Consider the following 16,900-nt stretch of genomic DNA (forward strand, 5'->3'; position numbering starts at 1 on the left):
CGGTGACTCACGATTGCGCAACAGCGACGCAGCCACTGTCGGCCGGTAGGCCTGGTACCTGAATCCGATCCGGGCCACCGAAAAGTGGACCAGGTGCCGTCCGTGGACCTGCCGACTGACAGGTATCATTCCGGCGTGGTACAAATTCTTCTGTCGCGGGCGGTCGCTCTGCGGTACTGCGGTCGCGAATGCGACTTTCAACATCTACAGGTTCAAAAATGGCAACTGGTACGGTGAAATGGTTTAACGATGCGAAGGGCTTTGGTTTCATCACGCCGGACGAAGGCGGCGAAGACCTGTTCGCCCACTTCTCCGAGATCAAGACGGAAGGCTTCAAGTCATTGCAGGACAATCAGAAAGTCAGCTTCGACGTGAAGATGGGTCCAAAGGGCAAGCAGGCCGCCAATATCAAGCCAGTCTAACCGGCGCGCGCATCGTCCTGACAGGTGACCCGCCTTGCGCGGGTCAAATTTTTTGGTTCAGCGTGTCAGGAGTCCGTGCATTGGGTGGCATTGCGGTGCACCGGTTCAAGCAGGACGGACAAGTCCTGCTCATGGCCAGTCATCCCACCGACAATCAGGCCGCGTCAATCAGGCGGCAACGGGCGCCGAGGCGCTATCACTGCTTGGTGCAGCTGCTACCGGGTTCTGCGGCGCCCGCTTCGCAGGTGCCTTCCTCGCCACCGCTTCTTTCGCCGCAGTTTTCCTGACTGCTGCCTTCTTCGCGGGTGCCGGGTTTGTTACTGCCTTGACTTTCTTCGCGGCGACCGTTTTTCCCGTCAACTGTTTCGTCGCAGCTTTCTTTGCGGTTGCCTTCCTGGGCGAAACGGCCTTCGAATCCGAGGCGCCCTCTGCCGCGGCGACAATCAGAAACTTCGAACGGTCTTTGGCGTCAGCCAACCATGCCGGTGCAGGGCCGCGGCCACTCCACGTCGCCCCACTCTTTGGGTCGCGGTATTTCGGCGCCTGAGGGCCCTTCACATAGTTGCCCGTCGTTGCTGGCTTCTTTGCCGCAATGACCGGTTGTGCAGCGCTGCCGTCGATCAGAAACTTCGTCCGGTCACGCGCGCTCGCGATCCATGCCGGCGCGCGGCCGTGCCCCGTCCAGGTGGCACCCGTCTTCGGATGACGGTACTTTGCCGATGCTACTGGCTTGGGAACCGTCCTGGCGCCTGGCTTGCGACCACGCTTCTTGCCGCCGGTGTGTGCTTCGATGTCGGCAACGGTCAAGCCATGCTTTTCCATGAGATCACGAATCTTCGCGATGACGCCGGACGACTGCTTCGCGGCAAGCGCTGCGGCCTGGGCCTGCAACCTGGCGATTTTCGCCTGCACGTTTTCGAGCGTAGCCATTCTTTCCCTTTTCTGTATGTAGTAATGGCCGAACTATGCCAGCAAGTAAGACGCACGTCGATAGTGGGCACGCTACAATTGAGAGAGGCTCAGACTCCGAACGAACAATTCGGCTGCTTCGTCGGCTTTTGGTTAAGGCACAACCAAGGGATGAGCGACGACGATCGCTATGCTACGAAAGCGGCTATAGCCGGGCCGCTCGCACCCGGCTTCACTCAGCCCCGGCGCCGGAACCGCGACCTCAAATACGCAGCCTGACGAGATAACTGCGGCTTTAATCTTCTGGAAAGCGGCGACAGCCGCTCCCCGACCAACTCGATTGAGCAGATCAAATCCGCTTCAGACAGGTTGTCCGCAGATCATGTGGAAGAACAGTCGAACGGTACTCACGGATGAAAACGAATGGATGAACGCAAGCGGGACAGCATGATCGCTTATCTGCGCCACCGGATGGAAGAACATGGCATTGAGCCGGACGACCTGGCTTCAGCAATAGCGGGCGATCAGGTGAGGCAGAAAGCAGCCCGGTATCAAAATGCGACGGGGGATACCTGGACAGGCGACGGGGAAATGCCCCAGTGGCTGAAGCAGGCGATTAGCTCAGGACAAAGACTCGAGCATTTTGAGATGGCATCGGCGTCACCGATGCAGGATACCCAGCGAAAGAGGATCGACTGGCGCGGCGACCCTTTCGCAGGGAGTCCACTCGCGCGGCAGCACGCTGACTGACGAGTACACCTGCTCGTGCTGGGCGAACGCCGGCTGCGACAGATGGATTCGATAGCGCGGGCCCTGTTGCCTTCCAGGCTGTGGGGAAAAGCGGTGATGGAAACCCGGCTCGCCCGGATCTCGAGGTTAGGAGCGGCGCGACTCCTGGAAATCCTCACCTTTTATCGACCTGAGCACGCAGACGAGTGATGTGTGCCTGCCCGCCTTTGAAATGTGCCAAGCCAGGTGATGTTGCGCAAAAAATCATTTGAGTACATGTTTTAAGGTATTTTCCTGACACACCGATCGTGCCGCGTCATAGAATGAATCTGCTTGCCGTATGAACAGATTGGCAGGCGCCGATTAATTCGAAAGAGAGTTCCCACGACCATTGCGTCACCGTCGCGGTAATCCCAAAGGTGCGCCGTAACAGGGTGTTCAAGGTAACCAGTTGCTGACGTCCCGCGTTCGAACCTGCAAGGGTTTTTCTCGCGGCCCCGATACAATCAGAACGATCGAAGCCCTCAGCGGATCTTTTCGACGCCGTACTTAAACCCGATGCCAACGGAAGCCCCCTCGCCGCTCGTTCGCCTCTCTCCCGACGTCGTCTTCAGTCGGGAAGTGCTCGGCCGTCGGCGTGAGGAAGAACCGTTTTCGCTCTCCAGCAGCGCTGTGCGTCCTGCGCCGATGCCCCGGGCAATCACCCGGAAAAGCGCAGTCCGGTCCGACGTCGCTCCCACTGAACAGCCATCCCTCTTCTGAGCATCGCTGCACTTTGACGAATCGCGGCCGACAATCTGAACATCCTCTTCACCCAATTCTTCCGCGACCGATCAGATTCATGATCTGAACAAACGCAGGAGCGCTTCGCGAAGGTCCGATACGTCCAGCACGTGCTGCGCGCGCGTGAACGCGACGTAGAGCAGCCGCAGCTCGTCCTTCTCCACAGTCAGGCGACCATCGACGTATTTGAACAGAAAATCGTTGATGACTTTCACCCGCTTCCATTCGAGGCCCTTGGCCCGATGCACCGTGGAGATCACGTAATCGGCCTGCGCTTCAGGCGTAATCCGTTGCGCCAGCGAGCGCAGATAGCCGGTTCCGAATTCATCGACAATCCGCACGATGGGAAGCAGATCGGCGCCGGCCGCGCTGCGCGCGAAAGTCTGTGCATCGTCCCACGTCTCAAACAGCGAAAAGGCTGCAGGTCTGTAGGCCCGCCGCCCCGCTATCAACCTGTCTGCCCCATCTGCATACGCAACAATTTCGGTGGGACTCATGCGGATTGACGGGCGGTGGCCCGCCTCCACGCCTGCGGCCAGATGCCAGATGGCGGACACATTCTTGCGGCAAAGGATGGCATCAACGGGTGGAGCGACCATCGGGTCCTCGACGAGGATCGAGCCGATCGTGCCCTGGCCGCGAACGGCTGTCTGCTCGCCCAGCAGCCCGAGTAGCCGGCTGGCGAGCGTGGCGAACGTGTGACCGAAACGGAAGGACTCGGTCAGCGCGTGTTGGGGTGCATCGATCTGCGCCATGGCGTTCACTGCGCCACGCCATTCGTATATCTGCTGGTACGGGTCACCAACGTAGACGATCTGGGCATGTGGCTGCCGGTTCAGAAGCCACAGCATCACGCCATCGCTGTCCTGCGCCTCGTCGAAGAGGATAAAGTCAGATTCGATGCGCGGGTGCCCCTGCGCCCAGACCTTCAGATAGATGTCGGGAATGATGGCGCTGCGGCCACGCGGGTCCGTGCTCTCACTCCACAGGCGAGCGACATGGGGGCTCAGTCCTTCCCGCAGCCAGTCGGCGGCTTTATCGTCGATCTTCTCGTCGACGGGAACATGGATAGCTTTCGGCGCGTCGTCAGCCGAGCGGCAGAACCTGCCCAGTCCATCGACAATCATGCGACCGAGCTCGAACGGTGTGAGTTCGACGGTCTTTCCCGTCACGAGGGGCACCTCTACTGCACCGATGCCATAGCGAGCAGCAAGTTCGTGAGGCGGCTCCGCGGGGTGGTTCACCCGCGCGGCAAGCGCGGGTGACACCGATCGGTAGGCCAGCGAGTGGACTGTTCCGGCCATCACGTTGGGCGGAAAGCCGCGCCGCGCGTGCTCTGCAATCTCGCGGTTAAACGCCAGATAGATGCCACGCTGATGGGCGAGACGGGTTGCGACAAGCCGTAGCGTCGAGGTCTTGCCCGCGCCCGCGTACGCCTTGATCTTGAGATTGCCGCCACCGGCGACAGCATCGACGATCGCCTGCTGTTCAGGTGTCGGTCTTATCAAACGGGCCATTTGCAGTTCGGGAGCAGATGAACCGACAGTCTACGCGGAACGCACAGGCCGCAACTGCAATGCGCTGCGCCAACCAGGCAACCACGGCGTCCAGCGAACTGGACAGAATCCGGTCCGTCCCTGGAGTCGTCGTTCCGATCGTCGCGGACGTGTTGCACATCGGATGAAAGTCCCGCGGCGTTCATTCCTCGAATCTGCCGCACATTGCGTCCCAGGATGACCGGCGGGGACCGCATGCAGCACTGCCCACTGCCTGGTAAGGCGTTTTCGACGACATCGCCTCGTCTATAATCGGGATACCCTGAATATTCACATCGCATGGAGCCGTACTTTATGAGTCAAGCCCGCGGGCGATATGCGGGATCCCGGGACAGCGGCCAACGCCATCCTCGCCACGAGAAAAAATCTCCGCCCCAACGGCTGGGACCACCGTACGTGAAGGCGCCTCCCCGAGACCCCGCCCAGACTGCCTCCATCTTCAAAACACGATCGTTTCAGTTTCTCGTCGACGCGGTCGGCGCAGAGAATATCGCCATAGCGCTTGAATCGACCATGACGCGCGTGGCCGAACTGATGAAGGGCGAGCGGTTCACACCCGAGACCGCCTTTCACATGGAAACTACGCTTGGGTTACCGCATGGCTTTTTTGACCAGCCCAATCCTGGCCTCGCGCCCGAGACTATCGCTCGTCTGAAGTCACCGCTCGACTTCATCCAGATCGGCGAAGGATTGGACGCAGAGCCCGCAGCACTTGAGCCGGCTTCTGCCCTGAACGTCGATCAGCAACCGTTACTTAAAGATAGTGTGTCCGAGGAAGCGCAAATGCCGAAGAAAGTAGCTGGCGGCTCGCCGGGAGCCGTCAGGAACAGTCGAAGCGAAACGGCCGGACAGCCTGAACCTCATGCGCCGATCAAAGCTTCGCCCTCGAAAGACAAGACGTCTCCCAAAACGCCACAACAGCAACCGCTGGCATTGAGCGACAGCGCCGAGGTGGAGAACGTCCGACGCGCTAACCTTCACCTTCTCACGAGTCGAAACGGATCGAAAGTAAGACTTGGCGTGGTCATGGAGATGAGTGGATTCAACATAGCCGATCGGCTACATGCCAAGAAACGCATGGACAGTGTCGAAGCAAACCGGTTCACGGAGCGACTCGGATTGCCAGTTGGCTGGTTGGACATCCCTCGCACCGAAGCCGAGATTCCAGAGTCGGTGTCGCGCATGCTTGCGCCTGCTCCGCGCGGTCGAGCATCCGCTCAACGAGACGAGCCGCTCGCGCCAGCAACGAACGATGGCGTGCAAGAGACACTCGCCGACGTGAAGGTGCGTACGAGGCGCGAGCGTGCGACCGCCTTGGGTGATTCAGAAAGCCCCTCACCTGTTTCGGCGGATGTCGCGGAAGACAAAGAGACGATCATCGTCAGCCCGCAAACTCGTGTAAATGACTCCTCCGACGGCCTTGCCCGCCGCTCCCCCGAAGAAAGTGATGGCGAGGCCCCGGCAGCCACGTTGGCACCCTCTGAGTCGATGCCTGAGGCGTTGCCCACCTCCGCAGCTCCGCAGCAAAATCCGGCCCCACTCCCCTTCGCTTCCGTGACCAGCCTGGAGAATCTTCACGGTATTGCACCGATAGCGGAAGCATTGATCAAGACGCTGGCAGGAAAGGCGCGCACGGGTCGACTGGACGAAATGAAAGCCCTGGAGCTTCTGCAACAAGCCGTATTGTTGTAACTCGTTGGCGGCGTCAATCAACTAACGATACCGGCGCTGACAGTCGGGAGTTTAAGCGCGCGTTGTAGGTCGCGATGAAGGCGGGCGCACACGTGACGAGTGCGACGTCGTCACACATGTAATCAATAGACCGTGGTTATTTATGTCGTTGAAAAAGATGTATATCTAGCGCCAGGTCGCTTGGTCTATCCCTGAAACGCGTTGCGGCTTTGAACCAGCACGCCGCTTTGGACCTTGTTCCTTCCAGCTCTCTTTGCTCGATAGAGCAGTTTATCGACAGCGGCGAAAATGGCCTCATCGGACACCGGGCCGTCTCTGGCGTCGATCGCCAATACCCCAAAGCTGGCCGTCGCCGATACCGATTGATCAGCCCATTCGGCCGGGGTCTGCGCGAAGGTGTGTCTCAAACGATCCGCGAGCGTTTCAGCTCCGGCGCGATCCGTCCGCGGCAGCAGGACGAGGAATTCTTCTCCCCCATAGCGAACCACACTATCGACCTCTTGTCGCGTCGTGGTCTGAAGCACGGTCGAGAAAGTGCGTAACACCGCGTCTCCAGCAAGGTGCCCATAGGTGTCGTTGATCGACTTGAAGTGGTCAATATCGCAGAGGATCACCGCAAAGGGCAACCCTTGATGCCGGGAACGGGCCAGTTCCGTCTTGAGCAGAACTTCGTTCAGGTATCGGCGGTTATAGCAGCCTGTCAGATGGTCACGAACGGAAAGATGGATCAGTAGTGACTGGACACGGTGCTCCTCCCGCCAGATCCGGTGATAGCGGCGTGCCGCGACAAGTCCGAAGCTGTTCGCCAGCAACAGCAGCATCGACATGGTCAGCAGGTCGGCGGGCCTCAATGTGCCGATGCTCACAACGATTGCGATAAAGCTCGCGGTCGTTGCGACGGCGACACCAAGCGAAATGACCAGGCGGTTAGGAATGAAAATGTACACGACGATCAACATGATGCATATTGACATTGCATGCCAGGGCACCTCCGCCGGGCGATGCCAGACAATGAGCATGAATGTGCTCATTCCGACGATTTCGGCCGCGGTCGCGGTAAGCCGGAGCAACAGGATTGACGTCGGGTGCCTGCGAACCAGGTAAAGTCCACACGCTGCCGTGATGGCTACCAGCAGCCGGGCAAAGAGGAGCATGGCTGTCTCGCGTGTGTAGCCGAGCACAGCAGCATCTGTCAGTGCAAATGCGACATAGAAGAAACCGCAGAATATCAGGGTTGTACGTAAAGACGATCTGGTCCTCGCCAGATGATGCTGCTGAAATTCCTGCTCAGTCGTCACGCTCCGGAATTCCAGCTTCAGAGGGTGAATGCTGAAGTCCCGCTGCGATTGCACTGTACTTTTCCCATTCGTTGCTAACATTGGTTGGCGGCCCCGGCATGCTACATTACATATCGACGTTGACGTCCCCTTCCTTGAGTTTTGCAACGTGTGAAGGGACGCAACAATTGAAAACAACGCCGGTGCTCCGAACCGCACCGAGCCAGTTGGAGTCGTGCCAGGCGGCACGCATTACCCTGACAGGTGACCCGCCTGGTGCGGGTCAGACATTGCAGGCAGGGACAGCTCCAGATAAGGGGCTCTTGTGCCCGCATCGCCAGGCGTTGGGCATCGCCGATGCGTTCCCACCCAGCGCGCGAAGTCTCGAGGCGCGAGCGGCCGGGAGAAGAGAAACCCTTGATACAGATGGCAGCCGTGAGCGCCCAGAAAGTCGCGCTGGGCATGCGTTTCGACGCCTTCGGCGGTAACGGTAAGCTTCAGGATTTCACCGATATGGATCAGCGTTTGCGCCAGTGATTCCGCCATCTTGTCGCGGCCGATGCCCTGCACGAAGCTTTTGTCGATTTTCAGCTCCTTGACGGCGAACCGGTGGAGGTAGCTCAGGCTTGAGTAGCCCGTGCCGAAATCGTCGATCGACAGTGCGATGCCAATCGCCTGAATGGCATCGAGCGTCTTGCGAATGTCGTCGACCGATTCATCGAACAGGACCCGCTCGGTCATTTCGAGCGTCAGATCTGCAGCAAGCAGACCGTGAGACTGCAGCGTATCGGTGACGAAGCCCGGGTAATCGGGACGCTTGAAGTCTGCGGCGCAGACGTTCACCGACATGTTGGGTATTTCAAGACCTTCGGCTCGCCACTCGGCAAGTTGCCGGCAGGCTTCGCCCATCACCCAGGCGTCCATCTCCGCGATCAGACCGCTTTCTTCCGCGATGGCAATGAAGCGATCCGGCGCAATGCTGCCTTGTCCATCGTTGTCCCACCGCACCAGCGCCTCGACACCACGTAGCACACCTGTGGCATCGACCTTGGGCTGGTAGACGACATTCAGGGCGTTGCCTCGCAATGCCCGCTGCAACGCGATCTCCAGCTCCAGCTGCTCCTTCGCCTCGCGCTCGTACTCGGGGGCATAGAACCGCAGCTGGTTGCGTCCCGAGCTCTTGGCCCTGTACATCGCCAGATCGGCGTTGCGCAGCAGGATGTCGGGTTCCTCGCCGTCGTGCGGTGAGAGCGCGATACCGATGCTGGCGCTGATCGTGATGCGGGTGTCCTGCTTCGTATTGATCAGGATGGGTTGGTACACGGTTCGCAGAATTCGCTCCGCGACATGTTTGGCTTTTAGCACGTCGCACTCCTGGAGAACCCCGAGAAACTCGTCTCCTCCCAGGCGACCGATTACGTCACCGGTGTGGATCTGGTTCTTGATGCGTCGTGCGATTTCGCTCAGGACCTCATCGCCGACGGCATGACCCTGGGTGTCGTTCACGCGTTTGAAACGGTCAAGATCGATGAAGAGGACCGCGAGCGTCGAGCCGTTCCGTTTGCCGTTCGTCAACATCCGCAGAGCTTCTCTTTGAAGCTGTGTCCGGTTTGGCAGACCCGTTAGCGGATCGAACCAAGCAAGTCGCTGCAAGCGGCGCTCCATGTTCAGTCTCTTGCGCAGTTGCCTGCTGAACATCAGCGACAACAGGATGAGAAGCACGTTGAGAATGACGCTGACGATACCAACTGCGATCGCCCGTTTGCGCCATCCTGCGAAGATGTCGTCCGTCGCAAAGCCAACGACGACGACGAGCGGATAGCTTCCGACGCGGCGGAACGTATACAGGCGCTCGATGTGGTCGAGCACGGCTATGTCTGTATAGCTGCCGTTATCGGCTTGCACAAGCGGCCCGAAAGAATGACCGCCCGCGAGAGACTTGCCGATGTCACCCTCGTGAAACGGTTGGCGCATGAGAACCGTTCCGTCCGTGCGCAGTAGCGTAATCGTGTCGTGCCGGCCCAGTATGGAGTGTTCGAAAAGTTGCCGGAAATAGCTCAGTCGCAGCGTACCGCCGACAATACCCGCGAAATCGCCGTTCTTGTCCTCGAGTCGCCGACTTAGCGCGATATGCGGCTGTGGCAGTCCGGAGGCGGCGGTGTACGGCAGGTAGGGCGCGCTGATGTACAGGCCGGCATTCTTCTGGTGCCACTGAATCTGGAAGTAATCTCGGCCACTTACATTGAGCTTTCGCGGCATAACCGAACGCGAGTCAAGCACGAGCTTGCCCGTTGCATCCGTCGCAAACAGGGAACCCAGTTCCTTCGCATTGGTGGCCGAACCGAACGCGACGAGCTGCCGGACTTCGGGCGGTAGCCGTACGATGCTGGGCGTCCCGACACTTGTCGCGACCTCTTGCATGGCGAGCCGGTAAATGTCGAGATTGCGCTCGATATCGTTTTGCAGCGAGATCACCAGATTCTGGGCGGCAACGCGCGCCTGCGCCATCGCGTCGAGCCTCATCTCGTAAAGCGAGGCAACCGTGACCCCCGTGGTCGCGAGCGTGATTCCAATTCCGGCGCAGATGAACAGCGCCGGCCGGCTAAAAAGGGAGCTTGAAAATCGAATCATGGTCTTCCGGCTTGCTCGGGAACGCGAGGGGTAAGCGACCGTGCCCACCGGCACCTTATTGCCTCGATTTCCGCGGACCCGCCGAATTGTATCGGACCAGGTAAGCAGGAAGATATGAACGCAGGACAGGCGAATGGCATGCCTTTACCCAATTCATTTGGGCGAAGCCTCCGTCGGTATATCGACGCAGACGCGTAAAACTTTAACCTCAGCGCACGGCGGGGTCCTCATCGGTCAGGAGCCGACGATCCGACCATTGTCAGTACGATTGCTGCCTACGACGCCTTGCTGGTGGCGATCACTGAACCGCACGCGAGTCCGGCCTGTTTCGCTAAACTCCGATGGCTATGGCGAACACAACGACGGCAGCGACTTCGACGGCACAAGTGTCGGACGCGCGCGGCTTCATGCGTCCCGTTCACCGCCCTGCTTCAACCTGGGGCCGGCATTCCCTGCTGTCGGATCGAGACCGGGTTTTATGTCAAGCGCAGGAACCGCAAGCCCTCCTTCCCTCCCGCATGGACCATCGATCATTCAAGAAAACGAAACCGTCGTTCAGACGAGGCGGCCGTTCGATCCAACACGAAAATACTGGTAATGAGACTCTTGCTTCCCGTGCGAGTGCGATTTCTTCAGCGCGGAATCAAAAAGATCTCCGCTACTTGTCCAGGCGTGGGTGCCTGTGACCAGTCTGCCTCGAGCGCGCGTGGCCAGATTCCCGAGAGTAGCCGAAATAGGATCGCGCCGGCTGACAGGCCTAGTAACGCAAGCGTCGCGCTGCTCACCCCGTCGGCTATTGCATGGTCCAGTGCACCGCCAGCCGCAAGGTTGTCGAGACTGAGCACCGTCGGCAGCATTTGGATCCACCGCCGCTCACGGCGCGCAGCGAGTCCGAGCAGCGCGGCACAACACAGCCAGACCACCACGTGGGGAGGTGCGGGCAGCACAGGGCCAAGCGCAACGCACATGACCGATGCCCAGGCATCCCACACACCAAACGCAAGCGCGAGCTTGAGCCTCGTGCTCCAGGCAAGCGGTGCCACGCCGACTACGAGGCAACAAAGACCGCTGTCGAGTCCAAGGACGAAGGTCGAATCAAGGATGTTCATGTGTCGCTCCCAGGAACCGTATGAAACGCGATCACGCTCACTCAGGCGAGGGTCAGAACGAGCAGTTCACCGCCATATGTGGGCACCAGCACCCGCCCGTCGACCGCGACGGGTCGGTTGAATTTTGGATGTAGGAGATTCCAGTTCCAGTCCTGCGAGTCCCACAACGGCACGATCTGACCGCTGCCATCGGCATAGCGTCCGAAGTCCGCGGCGTCGTAGGCAAGCAGGCGCGAATTCGTAATGGTCATGTTGGCGTCTCCGTAAGGGATCATCGCCCAGACAACTGCCTCGTCGCCGCCATTCGTCGACAACGCGATGCCCCATCCCGGCATGCCGCCATAAGGCTTCGTGCATTCCGGCGACGCGTAGGCTTCGCTGCATGCAAGGTAGGACGACGACTTGTCGGACTTCAGTCGCCATGCGCGCAAGTTGCCGTTCTCGCCCCCGCAATAGTGCATCCATCCGTGCGTGGCTGACTTCCAGACGATCGGCGTGCCGTGCAGATGGTGTGTGCGCTTCGCAGCGTACACGTTGAGCGCGGCGGGATTGGTGGGCGCGGGATTAACCGACGCATCGTAGTAGGTATAGAGGATGGGCGCCGCGGCCAGTTTCGCAAAGTTCGCTGCCACATGAGCCGCTGCGAGATCATCCTGGGTTGTACTGCCCGGGTGATCGAGGCGGATCGTATAGAGAATGCCATCCTTGCCAGAAACGAGTGCAATGCCGAGTTCCTCGACGAGCACAATGCCGGAGGCGCCCAGATCCTGATCAGCCCACGTCTCGTCCATGCTCTCCATCCCGAGGCTTGCCAGAAATGGCCCCACGCGAAAATTCGACGGCATGCGCTTCGGCAGGAGCGCGGCGACGGCTTCACCGCCCGGGTTCTTGCCGAGACGCCCATCATCCGTCCATGGTGTCCACCAGCCCGTGACCTCGAGCTTGCCTTTGGCGCTGTTTGCAGGCGGCGGCATATAGCGAAGGCGCACAACGCTCTCGCCGAAATCGACGATGCCATCGAACTCCCCATTGCCGGTGACAACCCAGATCGATCCGTCGCTTTGAACAGCCGGTCCAGACCCGCTCATCCAGATCCCTCCCCCGCTCCCGCGCGCCGTCGAGCACCAGGCGGCAGTCTGTTTCCAGCTACGCGTGTCGACCGCGATCAGCCAGCCGCGCGCTTCGTTGTCAGTCTCGGCAATCGTGCCGAAGGGCACCAGCACCGTCCCGTCAACAAGGGCGAGCGCGGCGCGTTGTTTGCGTTCCAGCGACCTGAACTCGATCGGACGCAAGTTGTGACCGGGGTCGAAAGTCACGCCCTCGAAGTCGATTGGGGGATGTGTCTCTCTGCCGGTCGCGATGTCAAGCGATGCGAGGAAGTGGTGTCCGTCGGCCCAGTTTCCAGTCGGGCTGGCCCAATAGCACACGTAAAGACGATTCGTGGAGAGATCGATGACGGGCGTCGACAGGATGCCCCAGTGCACGTTGATCAGGTGCTGGTCTATCGCTTGAGCACCGTTGATCGGCGCGCCGAGACGGGTCTGCCAGAGCAGCGCACCCGTATCGGCATCCCACGCGTAGACGCAGTTTCCCATCGTCGCCTGGAAGATTGTGTCATGCGTGCCGCCTGCGATTTCCGCACCAGCGAGATAAAGCGGCTGTGCTTCCAGCCGCGGATCGTCGGGCGTGCGCAGCACGAGCGCCTGCTTGATGCCCCGCGAGCGCACCGCGGCAGGCGTGAGCACGGTCTCGTGAAGCTGCGCACCAGTGCGGGCGGTGTCGAACGAGCGGGTCGTAACGGAGGCATTCATGGGCGACTCTCCTCAATGCGTTGCGCGCCGTCATATGTGACGTTGAGCTCATAGGCCAGCGGGCCGTCAATCCCGGAAGCGCTCGCGCTTAGCGTGTGCCATCCCGCCTGGCCCCCTCTCGCCACGACCGCTTTGGTAGCCTCGCCGTGGCGAACAGTCTTGCGTGCGATCACACTGCCGTCCTGTGCGACGAGCTCAAGCGCCACCGAGGCGCCTGGCACCCACGTTGCCCCGATCGGTTTCAGAAGCGCGCGTATCTGGCCACCCGAAGCCGCGTAGACCCGCGCAACGTTCGATGCGCCGTTCCTCAAGGCGGGGATGTCGAGATCGTCAGCAGCGAAGAACGTCTGCGAGGTCTGGCGCGGCCGCAGCTGAAAGGGGGCGCCGAATCCCGGCAGCGAAAACGCCAGATAGCTTTGTCCCGTATGGTGAGCGTTGGGCGGTATCGTGAAGCTCGCGCGTCCCTGCGCATCGGTATGGATGTCCGGGTATTTGCCGGTGTATTCGTGCAGATTCACGTTCGCGCCAAAGCCTGTTTGGCAGAAGACCGCGTGCCCGCTCGTCGGGTCGAAATTGAGGGCCGTGAGAAGGCCGGGATGGGCGGTGCGTTCGAGCACGATCACATTGCCGTCGAGGTGGCGGGTCACAGTCTTCCCGAACGCCAGGTTTTCGTGAATCCAGATCAGGTTGTCGATCCAGGGCTTGAGACCATATGCGCCGCGCCACACCTCATTACCGAAATAGTCCTTGCCGTAGACGAACGGGTAGCCCTCCGTAGTGAGCAAGAATGCGTAGGCGAGCAGCTTGTTTGAGATGATCTGCTCGCCGGGAGACGTATCCGTGTCCGGGTTGTCGACGAAGGTGCAGGCAAGGAACGGATTGCGGCTCGCATAGCCTGCTCCGTCAAGGGCCGCGACGTTGCCCCTGTCGCACGCAGCCTGAAGCGCCCAATGCAGCGCGAAATCCGCGACCAGCGAGCGTGACTGCATCGGCGGCTGCGTGGCCCATGCGTCAAGCGCCGCGGGGTTGCCATCAAAGTATTCCGAATAAGCGAACTTCGATGTCATCGCCTTCGAGCGCATGAAGCGCGACACGAACGGCGCCCAGGTGCCCTTGACGTCGTCAAAGCGCATGCCGTCCGCATCCGTGGTCCGAAAGAGCCAGTCCCCGAAGTCAATCGCATCATTCGTCGTATAGCCAGGCGGCTCGCAATGCTGGTATACCTTCTCCCTACCGAACGGAAAATCATCCTTCGGTGCCGGGACCGCGTCTTCGGGGCGAAACGGCGGAATGGGATTCCGATTGCCAGTCCCGCCACGAAAGCACCCCGGCTGCATCGGCCCGCGACCGTTCAATGTTTGGCGGTCGGCGCCCAGATAACGGAACACACCGGGGCCACCGTTCTCCCCCATCAGCTGGTGGAGGACGATGTCCAGATACACATCCAGTCCAACTGCATGACAGCACGCGACCATCCGGCGCAATGCATCTGCGCTTCCATAGCGGGTCGGGATGCTTCCCTGCTGGGGCTTCGCACCGAGATCGCGCAGGTCGAACACGCCATAACCGTCGCATCCTGTGCCTGCACCACCCTGCGCCTTGCTCGCGGGGGGCAGTTGCAGCGCCGTGAAGCCGGCGCGACGTAACTCCGTCGCCGAGCTGGCAAGGAAGTCCCAGAGCCACGGCGCACCTCGGTCGGTGCCCGGCGCAGGAACCGTCACCTTCTCGCCGCCCTTGATGAAGCGGCCCCACGCGATGAGTGCCACGCCCATCCCCGTCTCCTGTCGGCCACACATGATCGCCAGCTGTAAATCGACGGAAGCTACCTATAAGGACATCGCTACTTTGCCATCATCAGATCGGTCTTCTCGGGTTCCCGCCTCGTCCTGGAGGCCGCAGATTGACCGATCGCGGGCAGGGGGAATGCGGGCAAAAGCGCTGGACCAACGCTGCTACCGACCCCGGCAATGTTTTGCTGTGGCGCCCAACTATTGCCGTCGAAGGTGGAGAACCAGATGCCCTGGTCACCCTCGATTCCCTTCCAGGCCATGTAGAGCAGATCCTCGTAAACCGCAAGAGATGGCCCAACGCTGGTGCCGATCCCAGCGATGTTCTCCTGAGGTGCCCAGTTGTTACCATCGAAGGTGGAGAACCAGATCCCCTGGTCACCTTCGATTCCCTTCCATACCATGTTCAGAAGACCATCATAGGCCGCAAGAGCAGGTCCCACGCTGGTGCCGACACCTGCGATGTTCTGCTGCGGCGCCCAGTTGTTGCCATCGAAAGAAGAAAACCAGATGCCCTGATCACCCTCGATTCCTTTCCACACCATATACAGAAGACCATTGAAAACCGCGAGCGACGGCCCGACGCTGGTTCCGATGCCGGGAATGTTTTGCTGTGGCGCCCAGGTGCTCCCGTCGTAGGTCGTGAACCAGATGCCCTGATCACCCACGACGCCCTTCCAAGCCATATAAAGCAGGTCGTTGTAGACAGCAAGCGATGGTCCGACGCTTGTACCTACGCCGGGGACTTGCTGTTGGGGATTGCCATCGAACTTGATGAACCAGATGCCCTGGTCACCCTCGATGCCTTTCCAGGCCATGTGGATCTGCGTGGTCTCGGTAAAAGAATCAAAGAAGTTGTAGGAGGCCAGCGCCGGCCTGAAGCTCGTGCCAATTCCCGCCACGTTCTCTTGTGGTGCCCAGCCACCACCGAAATCAGTCGAGAACCAGATGCCCTGATCGTCCTGTACACCTTTCCACGCCATGAACAGCGGTGACGGCGAGTACGCACAGGCACTGCCGGGCGCGGGACAGGTGGTTGCGGATGCTGGTTGGACAATCGCGTTGATGAAGAAGCTGTAGGCGAAAGCAGGAGGCAACGCCTGAGAAGTCTGCATATAGGCACCCCGCTCGTCGAAATAGTCCAGATAGACGGTCTGGCAGTTCGGACCGCAGGCATCGCAAACCTCCGGATTTTGGCCATCTACTCGGGGATCGACCGCCATTTCTGCAATTTCATGGCTCAGCACCTGGGCGTAGAGGTTGCCGCGGTCGTCGATAGTGAGGTTCTGCCCGAAAGTATTGACGAAACAATAAGGCACGTTGGCAAGTCCGTGGTAGCCGCCGATGCCCTGAGCCGGATCTGCATCGGTGTTGACGATCGAGGTCGGATTGAGAATCACGACACAGGCGTTCGACGGCAAGCCATTATCCGAGACAAACTGGTTTACCCAGCCCTGAAGCTGGGCATCGTTGTAAAGGGCTGTCGGGAGCGTCACCGCGAAATCGATCGGATCGCTTGACACGCCAATGCTGTTCGGGCCGTACTGTGTCGCATATTCCGAGATCGGAACCGATGCTTTAAGCGCATAGTCGATGGCAGTCTGCACGTCCGCACTGCTGACTTCGAGAACCGCATTATTCTGATCCTGGATCGTAAAGAGGATATGGGCGAAGGAGAGAACACCGCTGAAAAGCGCATCAACTGCCGTATTGCCGCTCTCGGGAAATTCCGACGGGCCGATCATTGCTGCCAGACGCGGGTTGCGCATCAGGGCGGCGCGTCTGTCTGGCCGATGAAGCTGCGCGAGTATTCGGATTGGGATGATGCTGCCGAACCCGCCAGTAGGCTCCTTTCGCGGCATCACGTGCGGCGCGATTTTCTGCAGGTGCCTGGCGTTCTTGAGCGCCCTTGTAGCCGAGACGCGCACTGATGATGGTGGCTGGAACTCCGTGGCTTTCATGATTGGAACCCTCCTGATTGAACTGTTGCCATAGACGCTCGTACTACGTTTCCGTAGGTCGGCGCAGATCGCTTCGCATTGCTATCCCGCGATGAGGGATCGGTGGGCATAGCAAGTCTGCCCAGAGTCACGGCGCCGGCGAGGCGCATCCCAGGAGGATATGTACGTCGACGGCCATCGCAGAGAATTTGCAGGTCGAATCGTGCGACCATACCCTGTACGGCGTTGCCCAG

Annotated in this window: 11 protein-coding genes; 3 read left to right on the forward strand and 8 right to left on the reverse strand. The window is 60.0% G+C overall.

The features are described from left to right. Nucleotides 1-218 precede the first annotated feature (218 nt). Nucleotides 219-422 carry a cold-shock protein gene (locus C2L64_RS47115; RefSeq protein WP_103154141.1) on the forward strand — a complete coding sequence of 68 codons (204 nt, stop codon included), beginning with the start codon at nt 219-221 and terminating at the stop codon, nt 420-422. A 168-nt stretch (nt 423-590) separates the two neighbouring features. On the opposite strand, the gene C2L64_RS47120 is transcribed toward C2L64_RS47115, so the two are convergent. Beyond that, nucleotides 591-1,352, reverse strand: coding sequence for an H-NS histone family protein (locus C2L64_RS47120; protein ID WP_103154142.1), 762 nt, complete (start codon nt 1,350-1,352; stop codon nt 591-593). A 402-nt stretch (nt 1,353-1,754) separates the two neighbouring features. On the opposite strand from C2L64_RS47120, the gene C2L64_RS47130 reads away from it, so the two are divergent. Continuing rightward, a complete protein-coding gene (locus C2L64_RS47130; RefSeq protein ID WP_103154144.1) occupies nt 1,755-2,081 on the forward strand; it encodes an H-NS histone family protein in 327 nt (108 codons plus the stop codon). An 818-nt stretch (nt 2,082-2,899) separates the two neighbouring features. Here C2L64_RS47130 and C2L64_RS47135 read toward each other — a convergent pair. Next, nucleotides 2,900-4,360, reverse strand: a complete 1,461-nt coding sequence (locus tag C2L64_RS47135; RefSeq protein ID WP_103154145.1) for a UvrD-helicase domain-containing protein — start codon at nt 4,358-4,360, stop codon at nt 2,900-2,902. 333 nt (nt 4,361-4,693) lie between these two features. On the opposite strand from C2L64_RS47135, the gene C2L64_RS47140 reads away from it, so the two are divergent. Beyond that, nucleotides 4,694-6,091, forward strand: a complete 1,398-nt coding sequence (locus tag C2L64_RS47140; protein ID WP_103154378.1) for a hypothetical protein — start codon at nt 4,694-4,696, stop codon at nt 6,089-6,091. Nucleotides 6,092-6,276: 185 nt separating this feature from the next. Here the strand turns inward: C2L64_RS47140 and C2L64_RS47145 are convergent, their stop codons facing one another. The 6 genes from C2L64_RS47145 to C2L64_RS47170 form a co-directional block, all read right to left on the reverse strand. After that, entirely contained in the window at nt 6,277-7,389 is a 1,113-nt protein-coding gene (locus C2L64_RS47145) for a GGDEF domain-containing protein (protein ID WP_322790660.1), read from the reverse strand. A 231-nt stretch (nt 7,390-7,620) separates the two neighbouring features. After that, nucleotides 7,621-9,999: a bifunctional diguanylate cyclase/phosphodiesterase gene (locus tag C2L64_RS47150; protein ID WP_103154146.1), complete on the reverse strand. Its 2,379-nt coding sequence runs from the start codon at nt 9,997-9,999 to the stop codon at nt 7,621-7,623. A gap of 632 nt (nt 10,000-10,631) precedes the next feature. Beyond that, nucleotides 10,632-11,108, reverse strand: a complete 477-nt coding sequence (locus tag C2L64_RS47155; protein ID WP_103154147.1) for a hypothetical protein — start codon at nt 11,106-11,108, stop codon at nt 10,632-10,634. Nucleotides 11,109-11,149: 41 nt separating this feature from the next. Then, on the reverse strand, nt 11,150-12,919 hold the full coding sequence (locus C2L64_RS47160; RefSeq protein ID WP_103154148.1) for an outer membrane protein assembly factor BamB family protein: 1,770 nt from the start codon (nt 12,917-12,919) through the stop codon (nt 11,150-11,152). Then, nucleotides 12,916-14,478, reverse strand: coding sequence for an alpha-amylase family protein (locus tag C2L64_RS47165; protein WP_158660625.1), 1,563 nt, complete (start codon nt 14,476-14,478; stop codon nt 12,916-12,918). The genes C2L64_RS47160 and C2L64_RS47165 overlap by 4 nt, the downstream gene beginning before the upstream one ends. Nucleotides 14,479-14,759: 281 nt before the next feature. Beyond that, nucleotides 14,760-16,667: a hypothetical protein gene (locus C2L64_RS47170; protein ID WP_103154150.1), complete on the reverse strand. Its 1,908-nt coding sequence runs from the start codon at nt 16,665-16,667 to the stop codon at nt 14,760-14,762. Nucleotides 16,668-16,900 lie beyond the last annotated feature (233 nt).

The sequence above is a fragment of the Paraburkholderia hospita genome (assembly GCF_002902965.1).
In the GTDB taxonomy this organism is placed as follows: Bacteria; Pseudomonadota; Gammaproteobacteria; order Burkholderiales; family Burkholderiaceae; genus Paraburkholderia; species Paraburkholderia hospita.